Raw genomic sequence first — 21,426 nt, 5'->3', positions numbered from 1 at the left:
TCTCCTTGCCGGCTTTTCCTATAACTTAATTGTATGAGCACCATCAAAGAAAAACAGGTATCTTTCATTGACTTCCCGTTTTAAAATCTGTTCCAATGCTCTGGTGTACATATCAATTTGTACTTTGTACCTGTTTTCAAGAACGGGTTTGGCTTCAGCAAACCCTCCCTTATAACGGCCGCTGATTCCATCCGTTTTATAATCCAGGAGCACCAAACCTTGCTCATCTTCGAATACACAGTCCACAATCCCCTGGATGAGAACAGGTTCATCTTCACCCTGCCAATCTGAATAAATTTCCCGGGCAGGGAAAGATAAACTGAATGGGATTTCTCGGCGTACCGATATAGCCTGAATCATTCTTTGACCCAGTTCAGTTTCGAAAAATTGCAAGATCAGCTGCGGCTCAATGCTGGCACGCTGCTCTTCCGTGAGCAATTCTTTCCTGACCATCTCATCCATTTTGGAGGATATCGTTTCCACTGTTGCAGGCCGGCTGAAATCAATATGCTGCATGACAGCATGCATAGCAGTACCCCGTTCAGCTGGAGAAAGTGATTTTTCCTGCATAAAGCGAGGCCGGCTGAGCATCGGTTTACTGATTTTACGAATTAATTCAGTACCGCTGTCTTCTTCAGAAAAAATCTCCCGCTGCCTTTTCACTTCCGAAACCGATTGTTTAGATCTGGCTTGAGCTGCCTGCTTATAGGTATATTTCCAGGAAAGCTGTTCCTCAACTTTATCCTTAAAAGCCGATTCTGCCGGAACAGTTTTTCCTTCATAAACCAATTTCAGCAAATCCGTTTCGCCCTCATTGGCTTCTTCCGGAAGAACAGCAGCTTCTTCACTTTTAATTATGGTTATATTCCAGCAGGAAGGGTGTTCAAGTATATCACCCGGGACAAGAGGATCCACCTGAACTTCCGCTCTCAATGCCTCGCACTCCCGATGCCGGACAAGAGCCGGGCCAATCCAGTCCAGATAACTGTTTGCAGAAGCCCTGTCATACTCATTCAGGAGCCAGTCTTTATGTTCGGATACCTGCAGCCACTTATTTAATTTTTTATCTGCACTTTTGACAGACGATATCAGGTACAGCTTTTCCTTCGCCCTCGTTAAAGCAACATATAGAACCCGCATTTCTTCAGCCAGCATTTCCATTTTCTTTTTTCGTTTAAAAGCAATTTGCGGCAGAGAGGGGTACGAAATTCTCTTCTCGGCATTTACATATTTTGCAGCAAATCCAAATTCCTTATCAAGCATATATGGCTTTTTCAAGTCCATCGTATTAAAGTTGCGGGCAAGCCCTGCAATAAAAACAAAGGGAAATTCAAGACCTTTGCTGCTGTGGATCGTCATAAGACGGACAACATCTTCCTGCTCACCTAAAGCGCGGGCAGCACCAAGATCATCGCCTCTGTCACGCATTCGTTCAATAAACCTTAAAAAGCGGAATAATCCTCTGAATGAGGTTGCTTCATACTGTCTGGCTCTGTCGTACAATGCGCGAAGATTTGCCTGCCTCTGTTTTCCGCCTGGCATACCGCCGACAAAATCATAAAATCTGGTTTGTCTATAGAGATTCCAGATCAGCTCTGAAAGGGAACCCTGCCGCGCCATTACACGCCATTCTTCAAGAGCATCGAAAAATGGCCGGACCTTTTCATATAATTCTCCCGTTTCAAGGGTTGGGTGATTCCGGCAAAAAGAAGTTAATGCTTCATAGAATGAGCCCCTTTTATTCTGGATTCTTATATGTGCAAGCTCTTCTTCGGTCAGACCCAAAATAGGAGATCTCAGCACCGATGCCAGCGGAATATCCTGGTACGGATTATCTATCACTTTTAGAAGTGACATCATAATCGCTACTTCTGTTGCTTCAAAATAACCGCTGGAAAGATTGGCATAGACAGGGATTCCCTGCTGTTTGAATTCCTCCATAATCTGAGGAGCCCATGTCATGGAACGAAGCAGGATGACAATATCCCTGTACTTGGCAGGCCGTCCGGAATGAGTCTTTGTGTTGTAAACTTCTTTCCGATTCCCAATGATTTCTTTAATTTTAGAAGCCATATATCTGGCTTCGAGCTGTGACTGTGCTAAATCTTCGCTGTCAAAACCCTCATCCATGGATTCAGGGTCCGGTTCACTCTTTTCACTTCCTTCAAGGTCAATAATAGCAAGCTCAACAGGCTGCTCCTGATCCTCTGAATAGGGAGCTCCTTTAATAAGTTCAGCTGCCTGGTCATACTCTATTTCACCGACAGACGTCCCCATAATCTGCTTAAAGATATAGTTGGTCCCTTGCAGAACTTCTTTACGGCTTCTGAAATTTCGCGCCAGATCAATTCTGAGTCCTGCTCTTTCTCCATCCCGGTCAAACCGCGTGTACTTGCCCAGAAACAGATTAGGCTCTGCAAGGCGGAAACGGTAGATTGACTGCTTAACATCCCCTACCATGAATAAATTTCCGTTCTCTTCTGAATCTGCCGTTACCAGCTGCAAAATAGCTTCCTGAACCATGTTGGTATCCTGATACTCATCAACCAGAACTTCTTTGAACTGATTTCTGCAGACAAGAGCCGCTTCTGAAGGCAAAAGCCGTCCCTCCTCATCTGTTGATGAAAGAATGTCAAGGCAATAATGCTCAAGATCCGCAAAGTCAACAAGCCCTTTTTCAGTTTTAACCTGATCAAAGCGGATGGAAAATGCTTTAACCAACCTGACAAGCTCTTCAATATGGGGCTTCATTTCCGCCATATCACGCATGAAGCTCTCCTGTCTGCGGAAAAACAGTTCTTCCTGCAGGCCGGTTATGATTTTCTTGGCCTGATCCCTGAGTTTTTTTGCTTTTTCGACCAGTCCTTCATCATATTCATCGCCCTTACACGTTTTGGCTCTGCCAAAAGACCATGATTGCATCGCTTCATAGAGCATCGTCCATGAATCATTTTTCGCTTCAATTAGTGTATTTACAACATGCAGATCTGCGATAAAGTTCTCTGCTCTCGGAGCCGGTCCCCCTGGAAGCTTGGTCAGCTCAAGCCCATATTCAAGCAGCTGCTTGGCTCCTTTCAGCTGAAGATCAATATCCTCCAAAAGCGAACGGACAAATGGAAGCTGCTCGAGACTGCTGACGCCGTTCACATTGTACATCTCAACAATTGAATCAAGATATTGATCAGGCGAAGGGTTGGAACGGGCAAAATCGTATAAGTCCCTTATTATATCCTGAAGGGCAGTGTCACTTCTGTCATTTGTAAAAGTGTCAACAAGTGCAAAGAATCCTTCATTTCCCTCTTTGCCGTATTCATCTTCAAAAAGCTCTTCGAGTACTTCATCCCTCAAAAGCTGTGCTTCAGTTTCATCCGCAATCCGAAACGCCGGATCAATATCGGTCATGTAGTAATATTTGCGTATCATCTCTAAGCAAAATGAGTGCAAAGTCGAGATGGATGCCCTGTTTAGTAAGCTTACCTGCTTTCTGAGGTGAGCAGATCGCGGATTATCATTAATAGCTTTTTCAAGAGCCTCGCCGATTCTGTGCCTCATTTCTGCTGCGGAGGCATTTGTAAAGGTCACAACAAGCAGTTCATCGACATTAATAGGATCTTCATCTGCGATAATCTTATTGATAATCCTTTCAACCAAAACAGCGGTCTTCCCTGATCCGGCTGCTGCAGCCACCAGGATATCCTGACCCTTGGCCATGATCGCTTTCCATTGGTCATCGGTCCAGGTTGTACCTTCCGGCTTAGGAGGTATGGTCACTTTCATCTCCCTCCACCTCCTTCTTGATGATTTCAATCATGTCTTCTTTTGGTTTAGGGGTAAATAATCTGTAATCATTTGTTTCAAGAGATTCATCAAATTGGCATACAGATTTGTAGGCACAAAATGCACACGGTGTTTTTTCCTTCATTTTATATGGGGCAATTTCAACATTGCCCTCAGTAATTTTATTGCCTGTATTCCTATACATTTTTCTTACATAGCTGCGCAAATAATCGAACTCCTGCTTGCTTGCTACTTTAGACCTCTTAGAAAGGGTGCCGTCCTTTTTGAATCCCGCTGAGATAATGGATGAGTCGCCTGTCTCAATAGTCTGGTCCATTAACCTGATTACATTTTCTTCTCCGAGCAGGAGGCCATTCATTTTGAATTTCTTATAAAGTTCCTGCTCTATATCCTCCAATGTCAGCATTTTTGAAGTGCTGACGATCGGATTATGGACATGGAAGTAAAGAACTCCTGCCGGATCGGCTTTTGTTCCAATTAAAGAGCTGGAATGGGCAATTATGATGTCCAGATATGTCAGCATCTGCAGAGCAATGCCGTAGTAAACCTCACTTACATTCAGATCCTTGGAGCTGGATTTATAGTCAATTACCCGTAAAAATGTCCCGTTGGCATCCTGAGCCTTGTCTACTCTGTCAATTCTTCCGACAAGCTCCATTTTAGCCCCGTTTTTAAGAGGAAAAGCAAGCGAAGGAAGCTCTCCTTTAGGACCAAACCCCAGTTCAAGGCCCACCGGCGAGAATCCGCTTGATTTGGCATGCTCGCTGATGACATAGGAAGCTCTGCTGATAATTTGCTCAAGCTTTCTCTTAATATAGTGATGCCTGTTCGAGCTTAAGAGAATTTCATTTTGAAGTTTAGGAGCAAGCATTTCAACCGCTTCTTTTGCAAGGATCTCACACTGTTCCCTCGTCATATCTGTCCATGAAAGTTTCTGAGTCATAACTGTTTCTGCAATAAATTTTAAAGCAGCATGGAAAAGATCCCCGATATCCGGTGCCTCCAGGCGGTATACCTGTCTTTCCCGCAGCCTTAGTCCATGCTGTGCAAAATGGGAAAATGGACAGCTATGGAATAATTCCATTCTCGAAACACTCGCCTGAATATGGTCGCCATACAATTCCTTACTGACGTCTTCACCAAGCTGAAGTGTCCTGTTTTCATAATTAAGGCTGGAAAGCACTTTCAATGCAGGCCTTCTCCACTGCTCATTTTTAAGGTAATAGTTATAAACATCCCACCAGAGGTCATAGATTGGATAGCTGCGTTTTTTGAGCTGAAGCTGTGAAGTCAAATACGATAATGCTGTATTAAGGTTATCAGCATACTCCAGCTGCTCCGTTTCCTTAAGCTCTGCCGGATCAGACATGAAGGAATGATGCCTGCAATCAGGAAATAAATCTCCCAATCTCTTAATCAAAGGAGACGGCATAAGTGCTTTACCTTCTTCATTTGCCAATGGATAGCTTATAAATAGTTTTTCTGATGGAGTAACAAATGCTTTATAAGCTATAAATTCCTCATCAAGCAGACGTGTGCGGCTTCCAGGCGCCAGTTTCATTCCGTTCGTGTTCAGGGTTTCCCTGTCGTCATCCGCCAGCACACCATCCTCTGAGAATTTGGCAGGAAGTACTCCTTCATTCAGCCCAATAACAAAGGCAGCTTTAATATCAGTTAGCCTCGATCTTTCCAAATCGGCCGCCATAACCTGATCAATGGCAGGCGGAACAAGCGTAAAGCGAAGCGACTCCAGTCCGGCATCAAGAATGGATGCAAAACGCTTAAGGCTCACTTCTTCTTCACCAAGCATTTCCACATATTGATCCAGAAGCTCCATAATGGCATTCCATGCTTGTCCATGTTCCCTTGACTTAACAAGGTTCCCTTTATCCTCCTGAGCAGTTTTCCACTTCTCAATCTTCAGAGGAACATCCAATTCTTCCATGTATAGAAATAAAGCTTCACACAAGCTGCGGCCATCAGCAGCCTTTCTCAAGCGCCTGTGCAGCCTTAATATTGGGCCTGTAATCATTTCGCGCAGATCATTTAACTCATCTTCTACTTTTTTCTCGGCATCAGTCTGGGCAACTGCTTCAAACTCCAGCCCTCTGATTCTTCTGTATGTCCATCTCTTCTTTTTCGTCCATTTGTCTCCTTGAATGCCATAAGCAAGAACATAGTTCTCAAGTCTGTCCATTTGCTCACGAAGCTTTCCGGGGTTTAGCCTGGACGGAAAAATCAGCTCTGTTTTTATAGCTCTGAAAATCGGTTCATAGCGCCAATTCCCATTGATTATCTCAAGTGTTGACCGGATTAACTCAACGAGCGGGTGATTCAGCATTGTTCTTTTCTGATCAATAAAAAATGGGATGTCATAGTCACGGAACACTGTTTCAATCATGTCATGATAATCCTGGCCGTTTCTTGCCAGTACGGCAATATCACGGTAGCGATACCCATCAGTGCGAACAAGCTTATTAATTTCCCTGGCAACGCCCTCAATTTCGGCCCTCCTGCTGACAGCCTGTCCAATGTGAATGTCCGCTTCTCCTGTAAATGCCTCTGCAGGCCTGCTGTCAAAATGAGCCTCAAGATGCTTAAGTGAAGGCTTGATCCACCTTTTTTGCTCGGAAAGGAGCATCTCTTCCACATCCAGCCTGTTGCGGGAAGCCAATTCTTTGATTGTCTGATAGTTCTCTCCAGGCATTCTGAATAAATGAAGCTCATCAGAAGCATTATTCTTAAACGGCTGGTCAAGCGTTAGTGTGATGGTAACGTTTTTACACTGCTTCATCAGCTGTTCAACAATTGCATATTCCTGTGGTGTAAAGCTGTAAAAGCCATCTATATAAACCTCAGCATTTTTTAGATACTCTGAATGGGAGGCTTTTTCCGCAAGCAGGCGGAAATAATCCTCTGAATCTGTATATTTGCCAGAAAGGGATTCCTCGAAATTTTTATAGATTATCTCAAGATCATGCAGCTTGTCCTGGAGTGCCTTATTTGACTTCCCGCTTGCCGAGAGCTGATTTTGCCTTTCCGCCAGTTCGTCGGGAGCTACACAATATCGTTTGAATTCGGTCATTATTTGTTCTACTTGCTGAATAAAGCCATTTTTGTCTGCAGCCCTTTGAAAAAGCTTAAGATCATCCTTTTTATCTTCAATGATTTTGCGGATCAGCATGCTGATGCCTACACTATTAAGATGGTATCTGCTCATGCCTCCCGTTTCCTGAAGAATTCTCCATGCGAGACGCGTGAAAGAGTATACCTGGCTGCGGATCATTCCGCCCAGGCCAGGTGTTGTTATTAATTTATATTCTGAAAGGAACGTCATTTGTTCCGGCACTAAATAAATGATTGGATCTCCATCCGGATTAAACCGCAGTTCATCACGGATTTGGTTAAGGCAGTATTCCGTTTTACCACTCCCGGAACGGCCTATCAATAAACGTACGGTCATAATTTTCCTCCTTAAAAAAGCTCTCTCTCTATCATTATTTTATCATATAAGCTGTTCAAATTTTTGTATGGGGTTCTTCAAAATTGTGGAAATGACAACTTTCCTATTCGAGGTTTCGTGCATAAAGTATATCGGCAGGTGATAAGGATGATTTCAAAACAGGTCCTGATTGCAACTTCAGTCATTTTGACAGTCACAGGCATTTTTGTCGCCAGCAATATTTATACACTGATCCCAATTTACGGGGAAATCGCAGACTCATTTAAAGTAAATGAAAATCATATTGTGGCCGGGGGAAGTCTTTTTGCATTTTTTTATGCTGCTGGCCTGTTATTCTTTGGACCTGCTTCCGATACATTTGGCCGACGCAGAATTATTATTTCAGGTTTGTTTGCTTCTGCTTTGTCCACTTGTGCCGTCGGGCTCTCCCCTAATGTAGAAGCTCTCTATATAACCAGGTCGATTCAGGGGTTGACTCTTGGGAGCTTTGCTCCTGTTGCCTTCGCTTATTCCTTTGATCTTTTTCAGCCGAGGAGCCGCACCCTGCTGCTTGTTTTTATCAATACAGGATTCCTTGTCGCCGGCATCCTTGGACAGCTGATCAGTTCGACAATTACTTTTTATTTTAAATGGAACTATGCTTTTTATTTCTTTGCGTCTTGTTATTTAATTCTTTTCCTAGTATCGTATAAAATACTTCCAGGCACTTCTCCTCCTTCCAAATCAGGGGTTTCCGTTATTTCTATTATGAAAAAACTATTAATGAACGGAAGCCTGCTCCAAAGCTATGCTATTACCTTTACTTTGCTGTTTACCTTTGTAGCTTTTTACGATGCAATAGGAAGGAATTTCGAGGGAACCATGGAGGAGCTGTTCACATTAAGAGCTGTGGGACTAATCGGGGCGCTGCTGTCGCTCTTTACGGGAAAATTAATTGAGCGGATTGGTGCCCATTTGACATTAAAGCTTGGTTTACTTATAGGAATCTTCAGCATCATTAATATGTTTTTCTTCAGCAGCACCATTGCATTAATGGCTATTTCAATAATGTTCGTGGCCTCTATATCTCTTCTTGTACCCACAGTTATCACACTGATTGGCATGATTGCAGGAGCTGATCGTGCAAAAGCGCTTTCTCTCTATTCTTTTTTTCTATTAACCGGTGCAAGCCTTGCGCCGCCGGCGGTTATGATTCTGGAATATCATGATGTACTGTTTCTGCTTCTTGCCTTTTTTCTTACGAATATCGTTCTAAGCTATTTCTTGTCAAAAGAAATTACTTTTGTCAGTCAACCAGAATAAATCTTGTAAAGCGCGGAATCATTCCGCGCTTCTTCACTCTTTCCACTCCTTTCTCAGCAGCCCGTATAAATACATATCATGCCGTTTTCCATCGCGTTCCAGAAACTCTCTGTAGCAGCCTTCTATTCGAAATCCAAGGCTTTCATAAAGAGTCTTGGCTCTGGTATTATACGAAAATACTGTAAGCTGCAGCCTATACAGATTCAGTTCCCTGAAAGCATAGCGGATCAGGCATTGCATTGCTTCTTTTCCATATCCCTTTCCCCATTTGGTTTCATCTGCTATGGCTATGGTAACCCAGCCTGTTCTGTGCGGCCATAAAATACCGTTTATCTCTGCATAGCCAATTATTTCATTTCCTTCTTTTAACCTGAGCGAAAACCTGAAGGTGTCTTGCGGGCACTCATCAAGCCACTTCTTAATTTCTGTTTCCTTTTTAGGTTTTACCGGAAGAGCATCCAGATTTCTCATGATTTTTTCGTGCGCATGCCACTCGGTTATTTTTCTGATATCTTCGTCAATAAATGACCCGAGAATAATATTTTCCCCTGATAATACCGTTTTGCTTAACACTTTATTCACTCCCTTTAAAGAAATTATTCAGGAGATGGAATCCACTGGATAAATAAAGAGCTCCCGAAGGAACTCTTTATTCGTACGTTTCCACAAATACTGTGGCTCCCATTCCGCCTCCGACACATAAAGAAGCTATTCCTTTATGGCCTCCTCTTCTCTTTAACTCATGAACAAGACTCACGACAAGACGGGCACCTGTACATCCAATAGGGTGTCCAAGGCTGATTCCGCTTCCATTAACATTTACTTTTTCCCGGTTTAAGCCAAGTTCTCGCTCAACCGCCAAATATTGGGCCGCAAAGGCCTCATTAACTTCAATCAAATCAGCTTCTTCAAGCGACCAATTAACACTGGCAAGAGCATTTTTAACTGCCGGAACAGGTCCTCTTCCCATTAATTTCGGATCCACTCCCGCAACAGAGAAGCCAGCAATCTTTGCCAGCGGCTTCAGTCCTCTTTCGAGAGCCAGCTCTTCCGGCATGAGGACCAGTGCTGCTCCGCCGTCATTCAGGCTGGATGAGTTTCCTGCCGTTACCGTTCCGCCCTTTCTAAAGACCGGCTTCAAGCTGCTCAGCTTTTCAGCTGTTAAGTCCGCACGCGGGTTTTCATCTTTTGCCACGGTTACTTCTCCTTTCCGGGTCTTCACAGTAATGGGAACGATCTGCGAATCAAAGTAACCGTTTTCAATTGCATGCAGGGCTCTATTATGGCTAAGCAATGCCACTTCATCTTGCTCTTCTCTTGTGATCGAATGAATTTCTGCCAGGTTTTCTGCTGTTTCCCCCATCATGATATGATGGATTGGATCTTCGAGAATCTCCCATACTGTGTCGGTTACCTGTCCATGCTGCATGCGGGCGCCCCAGCGATGCTGTTTTAATACATAAGGACTGGAGCTCATGGCTTCTACTCCTCCGGCAATCACGATATCTGACATGCCTGATGCAATCTGCAGGGCAGCGGAAATAATGGCCTGCATACCGGATGCACACTGTCTCTGGACTGTGAACCCTGTTGTTGTATCGTCAAAGCCTGCAAGCAATGCTGCAGTCCTTGCTGTGTTCGGTTCATCTGTACGCTGAATGCAGTGTCCCAAAATTACTTCATTCACGTCACTGCTCTTTAAGGCGCTTCTTCGGCAGCCTCTTTTAGTACTGGAACAATCAAATCTGTCGGCAGAAGATTCTTAAAGGCTCCTCCAAAGGTCCCGACTGGTGTTCTTACTGCTGATGTTATTACAACATTTCTCATACTTTCCCACCCCTTTTACTATTAATATCTGATAAATGAGCACTCGCTCGGAATCAGGTTATTACATCATAATACCGCCATCTACATGCAGGACCGTGCCGTTCACATAATCAGATTCATCCGAAGCCAGAAACAGATATGCATTCGCAATATCTTCCGGTTTTCCCAGCCTGCCCAGCGGAACCATGCCCTGCATTTGGTCTATCACCTTTTCCGGCACTTTTGCGGTCATGCCTGTAGAGATAAATCCTGGGGCCACGGCATTAACGTTAATTCCTTTTCGGCCGAGTTCTTTTGCCCATGTTTTGGTCATTCCCACCACACCCGCTTTGGCTGCAGCGTAGTTTGTCTGTCCGACATTCCCATAAATTCCGGAAACAGAAGATGTATTGATAATTTTTCCCCTTCCCTGCTCCAGCATGAATGGAAGCACTGCTTGTGTACAATGGAAAACACCTGACAGATTCACATCCATAACGGCCTGAAAATCATCCGGGGATAACTTTGAAAGCATCCCGTCCCTGGTTATTCCGGCATTATTGATAAGGATGTCAATTTTCCCAAATTCCGCTTTTACAGCTTCCGCCATACTGTCTATGCTTTGCCTGTCAGCCACATTAACCTGAAAGAACTGTACATTTAATCCTTTTTCCTTGAGCTCTTGAGCCCTGGTTATTCCCATGTCCGCGTCATAATCTGCCATGGCTACTGCAGCTCCTTCACCTGCAAACCTTTCTGCTGCAGCGAGACCAATCCCATTGGCTGCACCTGTAATAATGGCGACTTTATCCTTAAGTCTCATTAATCGCACCCCCACAATATGTTCGAAAATTCCGACATTAAAAACTAAAATAATTCGGTAAGATGTACACCAGCTTTTATTCGACAAAGCCCGCAGATTCTCCTGTATCCCCTGCAATTATTCTTAAACGACGATTCCAGTCTTTCAAGGGAACTGTTGGGAATTACTTGAATCGGTTTAACCGCAGCCAAAAAAGGCTAAGAAATATAAAACAATAGACAGCAAATTGGAAAGGGGCATTTATCATGAAAGTTGTTTATGGATTGATGGCACAAAACGGAGACGCCCAGGAGCTGTTGTGGGACTTGGGATTTTGGGAAAGTGAAGAATCCGCAAAGGAATACTTAAAAGCCGAAATGGCCAATTCACGCGGAATTACCGTAGAGCCTATCAATATCAATGACGCTATCCCCGTTCACCCGGAAGAACTGGAAGAAGAAAGTATGGTTACCTGTTCTCTTTGCGGAATTGAATATAATCGTGAAGATGTGAATATGACTGATTATGATGAAAACGTGTGTGTAAACTGCGAACCTGAATATAGGGATAATCCTAATTTGCATGTTATTTAAGATTAGCTCTTTCTGCAAAAATAAGGGACTCGAATATTCGAGTCCCTTATACTATAAGATCTGTTAGAATGACGCATCCATTTCATCAAGCGGCCAATAGCGCAGGTTTACTTTTCCTACAACCTGGCCGGCTGAAATAAAACCAAAATGCCTGCTGTCCCAGCTTCCGAGGCGATTATCTCCCATAACAAAAAGTTTGCCCTCCGGGACAGTTTCTGTGCCCGTCATCTCCAGCAGTGTAAAGTCACCTGTCAATTTGCCTCCTGAGATTTCTTTCCGGTACTTATCCAAATAAGGCTCATCCACTTTCCTGCCATTAATAAATAATTCATCATTACGGTATGCAATTTCATCCCCAGGCATTCCAATTATTCTTTTTACAAAATCCTCTTCATCATTATGATGGAAAACAATTACGTCAAAGCGTTCTAAATCGCTGACCTGATAGCCGATTTTATTGACAATCAGCTTATTTCCATCCTGAAGGGTAGGCATCATGGATTCACCTTCGACAACGTAATTGGAGAAGAAAAAAGTCCGTATAAAAGCAAAGATGATAATGCCTATTGCAAAAGCCTTCAGCCATTCCGCTCCTTCTTTTCTCAATCCTTCCTTCACCATTCATCTCCCCTAGTACTTATGCATTCAATGCTTTTTATTCCCGCGTTCTTTTTCTACGCTCATATTCATCTTTATTTCAATAATTTTGCCGACATACCAAAGAATGAAAATGACCAGGGCAACAATAGCAGTCCGAATTGGCTGTGTTATTAATGATCTGATATCATATCCGACAAAGCTTATTGTAAAAATCATCACTATTTTTCCGGTCAGGACTGCCAGCATATATTGAGCGATACTGATATTCGAAAGACCAGCTACAATATTGACAACCGCTGAAGGTGTAAACGGAAAACAAAGCAGGATGAACAATGGTCCAAACCCATGCTTTTCAACCCATTTCATAAGCTTCTGTACCTGCTTATTTTTTTTCAAAAAACGGAGTATTCGTTTCTGGCCATATTTTCTGACCAGCAGGAAAACAATCAGTGCTCCTGCGACCGCTCCGACCCAGGAGTATAAAAATCCCAGCCAGAGACCAAATGCACTCGCATTTGCCATAACAAACAAAAACAAAGGCAGAAAGGGCAAAAATGCTTCTAGCATTGGAAGCAGAATACCCGGAAGAGGTCCAAATGAACGATACTCCCGGATTAAATCCATTATATTCTCTAATGTAAACCAATCTTTGAGCAGTTCAAAATCCATTAGTATCTCCTTGTCCACTATGCAGCAATACCTTAGTCGACTCGTTTTGGTAAATAAGTTTCCCCTAGTTTTACCATTTCCCTTTTTATTGTACACCTAATCCGGCAAAAACAGTGTTTCTAACTTTTTTATTTAGAAAGAAATTCATGGATTGCCGCTTTATTCGCCTCTTTATCTATGCCCAGAACCGCAGCACCATTAATTCTCTCGTTCTCAAATGTTCCATCAACAGGAACACGAAGAGTCTCTACATTCCTGTTATCCTTTGATAAGAAATCTTTTCCGATATACAGAATATCTCCCGTGTTCATATTGGTATTTACAAAAGGAGTTACCACCCCGATGAGTTTTGGAAGCTTCGTAATCGTCTGAAGGCTTGTAAACTGGCTTGCTACTTCTTTCATTACCTTCTGCTGGCGTTCTACTCTTCCAAAGTCCCCTACTGCATCTTGCCTGAACCTGACGTACCCAAGGAGATGCTCTCCATCAAGCCGCTGCAGGCCAGGTTCGAGTGTTACACCGATATTGGCAGACATTCTTTTTTCCACATCAATTTCTACTCCTCTGGGAAAAGCTTCATCAATTAAATGTACAAAGCCTTCAAAGTCAACAATGGAGTAATATTTGATATCTATATCGAAATTCTCTTTGAGCGTCTGCCTCAATAACTCAGGGCCTCCATAAGCAAGAGCAGAATTTATTCTGTTTTGCCCATGGCCAGGTATGTCCACATACATGTCTCTCATAAAAGAAATCAGCTTATATGTGCCCTTTTCAGGATGATACTGTGCAACCATTATGGTATCAGCCCTTGATTTCTCCTCTCCCCTTGCATCACTTCCAAGAATCAGGATATTTGTTCCGCCATATTTATCTTTTTCGCCGTTGAATTCAAACTCTTCTGTCTGTATGTTTGCTTCTCCTTCTGTCTGGGAAACACCTTGCTTAAACTGAAAATACGAATAGCCAAGGGTTCCTGCAATCAAGAGTAGCAGAATTAGGAGGACAGATCTCCACTTTCCTTTCTTTTTCTTCTTTTCATATCTATCTGATCTCATAAGTATAAGTCCTTTCTTTAAAGCTAATTATGGAGGGGTGTTAACACCTTCACCTATATTTGACTGCATAGTTCATTAAAAAGTTTCGATAGTTATGCTGGTATATCCTGTATACCTTATATTTTGCAGATGAATTGGATTCTTTGCAATTTATTTTAAATAGTTTCTTGCATAAAAAATGACATCATTGTTATATCGGCAAATTTTGTGTCCCTTTACAGCCTTATGAAAAAACCGCAAACCCGAAGGTCTGCGGTTTTACCTCAAAGATATTCATCAAACCAGCCGGCTATATAGTTTAGGCGGCTGATTCGCAAATTTGGTTTTCCGCTTCTTGAAAGCTCATGATTGGCTTCAGGGAACCGGACAAATTTTGCTGTTTTCTTCCTATGCTTTAAAGAAATGAATAGTTGCTCTGCCTGTTCGATTGGACAGCGATAGTCTTTTTCACTGTGCAGAATCAGGAGTGGTGTATTTATGTCATTCACATAAGCAAGCGGAGAGTGTTTCCATAGTTTTTCTATATCATTCATGTCACTCTTGATTTGCCAATCAGTAAAATAGTAGCCGATATCACTTACTCCATAAAAGCTGATCCAGTTGGAAATGGAGCGCTGAGTGACAGCTGCCTTGAACCTGCTGGTGTGTCCAATAATCCAGTTGGTCATAAAGCCTCCATAGCTTCCTCCCGTTACGCCCAGCCGTTCTTTATCGATGAAATCGAAGTTTTCGAGCGCGTAATCGACCGCATCCATAATATCCTCATAATCCTTGCCTCCGTAATCTCCTCTGACAGCGTCTACAAAATGCTGGCCGTATCCATGGCTTCCCCGTGGATTGATAAACAGAACCGCATAGCCTTTTGCGGCGAGGCATTGGAATTCATGGAAATAAGAATTGGCATACATAGCATGAGGTCCGCCATGGATCTCAAGCACAAGCGGTGCTTTTTGGCCTTCTTTCAAATGGACTGGTTTCATGATCCAGCCATGGAGGTCCCACTCATCCGAAGATTTAAACTGAATGGGCTCTGCATCTGCCAGCTCCACTCCGCTCAGGAACTCTTCATTGACTTTTGTCAGCTGTTTTAATTCTCCTGTCGGAACATCAAGTAAAAATAATTCCCCTGGAGATGACGGCCTGCTGATGGCTACAACCGCTTTATTGATAGTTCCACCCGTGGTCAGTCCATATACATGCTGCTGATCCAGCAGGGCAGGATACAATTCCCCATCTAAAGAGCCATAATAAACAACTGTATTCCCATGATCAGTTGCCAGGAAATAAAAGCTTCTGCTGTCCTCTGCCCAAAGAACTCCCGGTGTTACTGCACCCTGCTGGAAATCTCCAATGGCATAATCACCAGCCAATATGTCCAATTCTGCAGTCAGGCACTGCAAATGCTCAGATTTGAGGTTATACACCCATACTTTGGTATGCGTAGCATTTTCGTATTCCCTTTCATGCCCGAACAATCCTATGTGTTTTCCGTCAGGGGACCATGCAGCGCTTCCGAAATATCCATTACCATTTGTAATCTTTTTCATGTCTTTTGTTTCAAGATGGATGATATACACATCGCTTAGAAAAGAAAAATCCTTATCTTCACTCAAATCTGCCGTAACAGCAACCCATTCCCCATCTGGGGACCAGTCCTGCAATTGGAAATCATGTTCTCCGGTTGTCAGCTGCTCCATCTCGCCAGTTTCTATATCTATTAAGGCAACCTGGCTGTACCTTCCGTTCCAAAAACCCTGAGCGTCAGATTTGTGCTTCATTTTATCTATCTCAATCGGTACTGGCTTTTCTTCCCTTTTTTCCTGATTTTCCAGTGTTTCTGCGGCTTCACCCTGTTTTAATGAAAGATTGAAGGCAAGTTTCTTTCCATCAGGGGACCAGACAGGATTTGAAGCACCATTTGCACAATGTGTCACCTGTCTGGCTTCTCCGCCTGCTTTGCTCATTATATAAATCTGTGACTTCCCGCCTCTGTCTGATACAAATGCAATTAACTCCCCATCTGGAGACCAGCGGGGTGAATGATTGCGGTGTTTGCCGTAAGTCCACTGAACAGGCTTATTGCTTTTTGCAGTATTTATGTAAAAAACATTTGAACTATATGTATTTTCTTCTTCAAGCATTCTGGTCTCGACAAAAGCCAAATCATATCCATTCCTGGAAAGCTGCGGATCAGCTGCAGATTTTAAATGATAAAGGTCTTCTGGTTTAATTGGTCTTTTTTTCGTCATTTATTTCATCCTTCCTAACTGTGTGTTCTACTTATTTCGACATCAGAAATAAAATCCCTTCCCAATTAGCTTTAGGCTGAAACTTTTTTTCATTATTGGAAATGATGAAGTATAACAGTATTTCGACAAATATAGGCTCTTGCAAGATAAAACATTCCTTTGTAAAATTGGATAAGAACATATGTTCTTTAACAAGGCAGGATACTATTATTTAAGGGGAGCAGAACAATATGACCAGAATTCCTGAGGAAGACCGTAATATCATGGAACAGGCTATTTATCTGCCAATGGTGCTGACGGTTTTAAATCGTGACTCCATTGTCATTAATAAAAGCCCGTTTAAACTAAAACAGCCTTATCTTGATTTGGTTGAAGAAACAATGAAGGTCATTCAAAGTGAACTCTCTGAGGTAAAACGCTATATGAATAAAAACCAGCTAAAGGTACAGGAAGTAAAGAGGGATGAGGCATTTACTATGTTTATGTTCCTGTATAAGGGATATGAGGAACACCATAATTACTTTAATCCCCGAATCCGCAATAAAGTTCAGGAGCTAATGACCTATTATCTTATTAAAAAACCTTTGCCGGGACCAGGGAAAAGCCGGAAAGCCAATTAAAATTTGCAATAAGAAAGCCTGCAGCTAATAAGGCAATATACTACGGAAAATAGAAGCATGAAACTCCGCATGCTTCTTGGTTGTCCTTCAATTCCAGCCCTTCTCTATTGGTAGGCTCCTTTTCTCTCCGAAGCATTCATTATTTTGGAACCATTCGCATAGTAATGTGACTTTCTCTCTGAATCTTCTATCCTTTTTGTCAATGTCGTTTTCAGCAGTGCTGTTCTGAGCACCTGGTTATTAAGGGTTGTATACGAGGCTGGAATTATAAAGCTTTGCTTGTTCTTAAACACTACTTGGGTTTGTGCATTCTCCGCCCGCTTGAAGTAATTGATGTGATCCAATGCAATCCACATACATTCCGGATTGCTTGGAGAAGCTGTCGGGAAAAAATAAATGAAATTCGTGGGGTCAATCGTTATCGGAGCTTTATGGGTGAAGCCGGTTAATTGGCGTGTACCCTCTTTTCTTCCTTCATAGCTTGAACCAAAATATTTGCAGCTGCTTTTAATTATTTCAATCGGCTTAAAGGGAGAAGTTACTTCATCATCAAGCTCCCAGATTTGCGAATAAACTTTTATCCCATAAGAGAGAGGTTTAATAATCATCGTATTTGGATTGATTTCATATTCTTCGATTATTTGAATATTTTGGGTCATACGTTTTCATCTCCTTTTCTTTTTCGTTCTCACTTTTTCCATATTAACACCAATTTATCAAAAAATTACAAATTTGTTCAATAGTTTTGAAATTGTTCACATTTTCGACATTCCGAAAATATTTTCTAAAAATTTAAAAAATTTAGTTGAATATTCAAAGGTAATTCCATATAATATTAAAAAGCTCAGGGGTGATTTCCATGAAGGAAAAATCATACACCGACTTAATGAAAACGAGTGGATCGAAGCGGAAAAACCTTAAGGAATCTTTTGTACTGGATCTTTACCTTGAAATGCTTATTTCAGAGATCCTGCTCAATAATGAAAGAGAAAAGCTGATGAAAAAAGTAGACGCGGCGATTGATGAAGGAAATAAACCGGCATTTATGCATTTTTCGAAGCAATACAAAGAACTTTCCAAGCGTTTTGGCACTTAAAAATCAGTTTGCCCCCGCCAACCAGCGGGGTATTTTATTTTTAGTCAGGAAGGCGGGGAATAATGAACAGCAGGCATTTATTTTTAATGGGCGGAAGCCCTCCATTCGGGCAAAGGTTAGGAAAAATGTTTACAGAGCTTGCCTGCGGCTCGGATGGCAAAATAGCAATACTCTTTTTGGAAAGGGATGGCTGGGAGATGTATATGAATAAGTATACTTCTGCCTTAGTTCCTAATGGAGCCAGGAATTTCTGCTATCTCCCGCTTTCCTCTGGCCCAGCAGAATCTTATCTTCAAGAATTAATGTCCTGTTCCGGCATCATTATTGGAGGCGGTGACACAGAAAATTACAGAAAATTCATTGTGGATAGTGAAACCGGAGAATGCATTAGAAAGATGTATATGAATGGTATTCCAGTAGCAGGCTTTTCGGCAGGCGCCCTGATCATTCCGGAACATTGCATCATTCCCCCTATTGATAACCTTAAAAGACAGCACCTCTTTTTGAAAGGGCTCGGGTTAATCAGGAATTGCGCCATCAGTGTCCATTTTACCAAGTGGAATGAACGGGAAAATCTCAAGGCAGCGGCAGGAAAAGTCAATGCAGCGATCGGTTATGGAATTGACGATGATGCAGGCGTCTATTTTCACAATGAAATTCAGGCTGACGATGAAGGAAACATACATATTTATAAAAATGAAACTTAAAAAAGCAAGCCGTTTGGCCTGCTTTTTTAGTTATAATGAGCAAATCATTCCTCTGCCTGCTTCCGTTCTTTCTGCCTCTGTTCCATTTCAAATTCTTCCAGCATGGAAATCCGCTCAAGCATCGTTGGATGCCCATACCGGAATACTTTCACAAAAAGCGGCGGATTTACCTGGCTTAAGCCAGCCCGGGTCAGCTCCTGAAATGTTTCTATTGCGGCTTTTGAATCCTTTGTCATTTCAATGGCATAGCGGTCTGCTCTTGTTTCCTGATACCGTGAAACAAGATTGGAAAGAGGGCTTGAAATAAAGAGCAGCATGGAAAGGATCATCAAAAACAGCGGGAGGGAACGTATATCATTTACTGCAGGAATTTTTAGCGCCCTTCCCCATTTATCTACTGCTTTTTCCATTAGTTTAGCTGTCAAATACAGCCCCAGCAGAGAAAGCAGCAAGTATCCTCCAATTCCGATGTAAATATGCTTCTCCACATAGTGGGCCATTTCATGTGCCATTATAAACAGAATTTGATCTTCAGTTAATTTATTCAGAGTTGTGTCCCAAAGAACAATTCTTGAATTTGAGCCGATCCCTGTTACATATGCATTCAACGCATTCGTTTTCTCGGCCATATCGACCTCAAAGACATGTTCAGCCGGTATTTTAGCCTGATTGGCCAAATTAAGAATTTTCGTTTCAAGTTCCTTATCTTTTAAAGGATAAAAATCATTATAAAGAGGGTCAATGACAACCGGCTGCAGAAACATCATAAATAAGGTAAATGGAACTGATAATAGCCATGCGTAAAGCCACCATCTTTTCCTGCTCTTATTAATCAACCAGTAAAGAACAGACACGATAAGAAGCATCATTCCATAATTAACCCAAAAATCAATGAGTTCATCCTTCATCCACCCACTGAAGCTCTGAGTGGAGATATTATACGTTTTTGAAAGCGAAAAGCTGATATAGCTTAATGGCATCGTGGCAATAAAGGCGAAAAAAGAAAGCCAAATCAAATAGATTGCCGTTTGCAGGAATTTAAATGGCGCAGTCTGTTCCGCCCACTTTTTGAAAGCCTTTGATAAGCCAAATAAAAGAATAAATAAATAAAATATCCATTCAAAAGGTGTAGAAATAAAAAACAGCAGGTTTCTTATTTTAGAATATTCCTCACTGAGCATCAGTTCCCTGCCGTTCAGGAAAGTTGCCGGATCTGCCCGTGACCCTTCATACTCAAAGGGCAGACTGGTGTCAGCAAAATAGAATAGATACCAATAAAAAAATAAACCGTATACGAAAAAGGCCAGGGCCCCATAAAAACCTAATTTCCGCGCCATCCAATTCCCCTCCTATGGTACAACCTTTCTATATTTAGTTTAGTATAAAAATCTGTAAATAGAACTCATTTGATGGGACAATCATTTCTTTCTATTCCAGCAGTTCTATTGAAAAAGCCGGTTCAAGAAGGAACCGGCTAAAGAACATCCATCATTATCTTTTCTAAAACAAGAAAGAATATACAGATAACACAGCGATCGATCCCAGCACAACGACAATTACATTTGCTCCTAAAAAGGCTGCCAGAAAAGCAGCAGCTGCACCGAGCAGACCAAACCAAATATCTTCATTTATAAACAGAATACCCGGAAAAATGAGTGCCCCTAATGTCGCATAAGGCACATTCTTTAATATCCCCTGAACAAAGCCGGGAAGCTCCTTCCCTTTAAAAAGCACAAAAGGCAGCAGCCTTGGGATATAAGTAACTGCTGCCATTCCAACAATCATCCACACAATATGGCTACTCATGCTCCTGCCCCCTGCTCCTGTTTTTTACACTTTCAATCCATTCCACTATTACAGCCGATAAAAGCGTGGCCACTACAATTGCCCAGCCTGTCGATAGCGTATTAGTCAAAGTGAAAATTGTGTTAAAACACGCTGCAAGTGCGGCAAGAAAAACAACTTTTAAACTCTTTTTCATAGACGGAACGAGAAGGCCGACAAACATGGCATAAAGAGCAACAGACATGCTTTCCTGCAAGGTCTGTGGAAGGCTCGCCCCAATAAGATGCCCAAGCCCCGAACAAATGACCCAGCTTGCATAGGAAACTGATATGAGCCCAAGCATATACCCGCTTGTTACCTTTTCTTCACGCACAGCGGCAACTGAAAAGGTTTCATCTGTAATCCCAAATGCTAAAATCACCTTGTTGGCTGCCTGTTCATCTTCCCACTTTTCATTAAGAGAGGTAGACATCAAAAAGTGCCTGATATTCACTATAAAAGTTGTTAGGACAATTTCAAATATGCCTGTCCCAAGTGTAAGCAGGCTCAGGGATATGTACTGTGCTGCCCCGGCAAATACCAGTAAACTCATTAAAACTGTTTCCCCTATTGTAAGGCCGGTTGTTTTGGCAAGCAGCCCAAATGTTAAAGCAATGGGTGCATATCCTATCGCGATACTGATTCCCGCCTGCACCCCTTTTCTAATTTCACCGGAAGGCTTGCCGACTGCAAGTTCTGCCATGATGCTCACCGCCTAAAAAATATAATAAAAGGTTCTAAAAATTATACTATAATAGACTTAAAATTAGAAGAATATGTTATTGGATTAATGCCGCTTGAACAAAAAATCCGAACAAGGCAAAAACCTTGTCCGGTCC

17 protein-coding genes and 1 pseudogene are annotated in these 21,426 nt (G+C 42.3%); 5 read left to right on the top strand and 13 right to left on the bottom strand.

Translation table 11 applies throughout. The annotated features are described in order from the left end of the window. Positions 1-18: 18 nt before the first annotated feature. Positions 19-3,777, bottom strand: a complete 3,759-nt coding sequence (gene addA / locus CHI10_RS08350; protein WP_095243860.1) for a helicase-exonuclease AddAB subunit AddA — start codon at positions 3,775-3,777, stop codon at positions 19-21. After that, on the bottom strand, positions 3,755-7,261 hold the full coding sequence (gene addB, locus CHI10_RS08345) for a helicase-exonuclease AddAB subunit AddB (RefSeq protein WP_095243859.1): 3,507 nt from the start codon (positions 7,259-7,261) through the stop codon (positions 3,755-3,757). The genes addA and addB overlap by 23 nt, the downstream gene beginning before the upstream one ends. A gap of 147 nt (positions 7,262-7,408) precedes the next feature. On the opposite strand from addB, the gene CHI10_RS08340 reads away from it, so the two are divergent. Further along, complete coding sequence (locus CHI10_RS08340; protein ID WP_095243858.1) at positions 7,409-8,563, top strand: MFS transporter; 1,155 nt, start codon at positions 7,409-7,411, stop codon at positions 8,561-8,563. 33 nt (positions 8,564-8,596) lie between these two features. Here the strand turns inward: CHI10_RS08340 and CHI10_RS08335 are convergent, their stop codons facing one another. From CHI10_RS08335 to fabG, 3 genes and pseudogenes are all read right to left on the bottom strand, one after another. Next, on the bottom strand, positions 8,597-9,136 hold the full coding sequence (locus CHI10_RS08335) for a GNAT family N-acetyltransferase (RefSeq protein WP_095243857.1): 540 nt from the start codon (positions 9,134-9,136) through the stop codon (positions 8,597-8,599). A 76-nt stretch (positions 9,137-9,212) separates the two neighbouring features. Beyond that, positions 9,213-10,390: pseudogene (locus tag CHI10_RS08330) on the bottom strand (thiolase family protein). A 61-nt stretch (positions 10,391-10,451) separates the two neighbouring features. Further along, positions 10,452-11,192: a 3-oxoacyl-ACP reductase FabG gene (fabG, locus tag CHI10_RS08325; protein ID WP_095243856.1), complete on the bottom strand. Its 741-nt coding sequence runs from the start codon at positions 11,190-11,192 to the stop codon at positions 10,452-10,454. Positions 11,193-11,437: 245 nt separating this feature from the next. Between fabG and CHI10_RS08320 the strand changes: the two genes are divergently transcribed. Next, complete coding sequence (locus CHI10_RS08320) at positions 11,438-11,764, top strand: hypothetical protein (protein WP_095243855.1); 327 nt, start codon at positions 11,438-11,440, stop codon at positions 11,762-11,764. Positions 11,765-11,827: 63 nt separating this feature from the next. Here CHI10_RS08320 and lepB read toward each other — a convergent pair whose 3' ends face one another. From lepB to CHI10_RS08300, 4 genes are all read right to left on the bottom strand, one after another. Further along, positions 11,828-12,382, bottom strand: a complete 555-nt coding sequence (lepB, locus tag CHI10_RS08315; protein WP_095243884.1) for a signal peptidase I — start codon at positions 12,380-12,382, stop codon at positions 11,828-11,830. 27 nt (positions 12,383-12,409) lie between these two features. Next, positions 12,410-13,033 (bottom strand): TVP38/TMEM64 family protein, encoded by a 624-nt coding sequence (locus CHI10_RS08310; protein ID WP_095243854.1) that lies wholly within the window; start codon positions 13,031-13,033, stop codon positions 12,410-12,412. A gap of 128 nt (positions 13,034-13,161) precedes the next feature. Continuing rightward, entirely contained in the window at positions 13,162-14,091 is a 930-nt protein-coding gene (locus CHI10_RS08305) for an LCP family protein (RefSeq protein WP_179288978.1), read from the bottom strand. 263 nt (positions 14,092-14,354) lie between these two features. After that, positions 14,355-16,340, bottom strand: coding sequence for a S9 family peptidase (locus CHI10_RS08300; RefSeq protein ID WP_095243852.1), 1,986 nt, complete (start codon positions 16,338-16,340; stop codon positions 14,355-14,357). A gap of 230 nt (positions 16,341-16,570) precedes the next feature. On the opposite strand from CHI10_RS08300, the gene CHI10_RS08295 reads away from it, so the two are divergent. Beyond that, positions 16,571-16,960, top strand: coding sequence for a YhjD family protein (locus tag CHI10_RS08295; RefSeq protein ID WP_095243851.1), 390 nt, complete (start codon positions 16,571-16,573; stop codon positions 16,958-16,960). 104 nt (positions 16,961-17,064) lie between these two features. Here CHI10_RS08295 and CHI10_RS08290 read toward each other — a convergent pair whose 3' ends face one another. Continuing rightward, positions 17,065-17,619, bottom strand: coding sequence for a competence protein ComK (locus CHI10_RS08290; RefSeq protein WP_095243850.1), 555 nt, complete (start codon positions 17,617-17,619; stop codon positions 17,065-17,067). A gap of 200 nt (positions 17,620-17,819) precedes the next feature. Between CHI10_RS08290 and CHI10_RS08285 the strand changes: the two genes are divergently transcribed. Both CHI10_RS08285 and CHI10_RS08280 read left to right on the top strand, forming a co-directional pair. After that, positions 17,820-18,056 carry an IDEAL domain-containing protein gene (locus CHI10_RS08285; protein WP_095243849.1) on the top strand — a complete coding sequence of 79 codons (237 nt, stop codon included), beginning with the start codon at positions 17,820-17,822 and terminating at the stop codon, positions 18,054-18,056. 62 nt (positions 18,057-18,118) lie between these two features. Next, positions 18,119-18,763 carry a Type 1 glutamine amidotransferase-like domain-containing protein gene (locus CHI10_RS08280; RefSeq protein WP_095243848.1) on the top strand — a complete coding sequence of 215 codons (645 nt, stop codon included), beginning with the start codon at positions 18,119-18,121 and terminating at the stop codon, positions 18,761-18,763. Between the two features lie 44 nt (positions 18,764-18,807). On the opposite strand, the gene CHI10_RS08275 is transcribed toward CHI10_RS08280, so the two are convergent. The 3 genes from CHI10_RS08275 to CHI10_RS08265 all read right to left on the bottom strand — a co-directional run bounded on the left by CHI10_RS08275 (position 18,808) and on the right by CHI10_RS08265 (position 21,290). Next, positions 18,808-20,100 carry a M48 family metallopeptidase gene (locus tag CHI10_RS08275; RefSeq protein ID WP_095243847.1) on the bottom strand — a complete coding sequence of 431 codons (1,293 nt, stop codon included), beginning with the start codon at positions 20,098-20,100 and terminating at the stop codon, positions 18,808-18,810. A 163-nt stretch (positions 20,101-20,263) separates the two neighbouring features. After that, on the bottom strand, positions 20,264-20,569 hold the full coding sequence (locus CHI10_RS08270) for an AzlD domain-containing protein (protein ID WP_009331384.1): 306 nt from the start codon (positions 20,567-20,569) through the stop codon (positions 20,264-20,266). After that, positions 20,562-21,290 (bottom strand): AzlC family ABC transporter permease, encoded by a 729-nt coding sequence (locus tag CHI10_RS08265; protein ID WP_095243846.1) that lies wholly within the window; start codon positions 21,288-21,290, stop codon positions 20,562-20,564. The genes CHI10_RS08270 and CHI10_RS08265 overlap by 8 nt, the downstream gene beginning before the upstream one ends. Positions 21,291-21,426: the final 136 nt, after the last annotated feature.

Origin of the sequence: Bacillus sp. 7894-2 (assembly GCF_002272225.1) — a bacterium.
In the GTDB taxonomy this organism is placed as follows: Bacteria; Bacillota; Bacilli; order Bacillales; family Cytobacillaceae; genus Cytobacillus.
This window is presented reverse-complemented; position numbering and strand designations above follow the sequence as displayed.

Coding starts and splice junctions, on each gene's coding strand:
- CHI10_RS08340 (WP_095243858.1), top strand. CDS start 7,409: ATGATTTCAAAACAGGTCCTGATTGCAACTTCAGTCATTTTGACAGTC.
- fabG (WP_095243856.1), bottom strand. CDS start 11,192: ATGAGACTTAAGGATAAAGTCGCCATTATTACAGGTGCAGCCAATGGG.
- CHI10_RS08280 (WP_095243848.1), top strand. CDS start 18,119: ATGAACAGCAGGCATTTATTTTTAATGGGCGGAAGCCCTCCATTCGGG.
- CHI10_RS08295 (WP_095243851.1), top strand. CDS start 16,571: ATGACCAGAATTCCTGAGGAAGACCGTAATATCATGGAACAGGCTATT.
- CHI10_RS08310 (WP_095243854.1), bottom strand. CDS start 13,033: ATGGATTTTGAACTGCTCAAAGATTGGTTTACATTAGAGAATATAATG.
- CHI10_RS08300 (WP_095243852.1), bottom strand. CDS start 16,340: ATGACGAAAAAAAGACCAATTAAACCAGAAGACCTTTATCATTTAAAA.
- CHI10_RS08270 (WP_009331384.1), bottom strand. CDS start 20,569: ATGAGTAGCCATATTGTGTGGATGATTGTTGGAATGGCAGCAGTTACT.
- CHI10_RS08290 (WP_095243850.1), bottom strand. CDS start 17,619: ATGACCCAAAATATTCAAATAATCGAAGAATATGAAATCAATCCAAAT.
- CHI10_RS08285 (WP_095243849.1), top strand. CDS start 17,820: ATGAAGGAAAAATCATACACCGACTTAATGAAAACGAGTGGATCGAAG.
- CHI10_RS08305 (WP_179288978.1), bottom strand. CDS start 14,091: ATGAGATCAGATAGATATGAAAAGAAGAAAAAGAAAGGAAAGTGGAGA.
- addA (WP_095243860.1), bottom strand. CDS start 3,777: ATGAAAGTGACCATACCTCCTAAGCCGGAAGGTACAACCTGGACCGAT.
- CHI10_RS08275 (WP_095243847.1), bottom strand. CDS start 20,100: ATGGCGCGGAAATTAGGTTTTTATGGGGCCCTGGCCTTTTTCGTATAC.
- addB (WP_095243859.1), bottom strand. CDS start 7,261: ATGACCGTACGTTTATTGATAGGCCGTTCCGGGAGTGGTAAAACGGAA.
- CHI10_RS08320 (WP_095243855.1), top strand. CDS start 11,438: ATGAAAGTTGTTTATGGATTGATGGCACAAAACGGAGACGCCCAGGAG.
- CHI10_RS08265 (WP_095243846.1), bottom strand. CDS start 21,290: ATGGCAGAACTTGCAGTCGGCAAGCCTTCCGGTGAAATTAGAAAAGGG.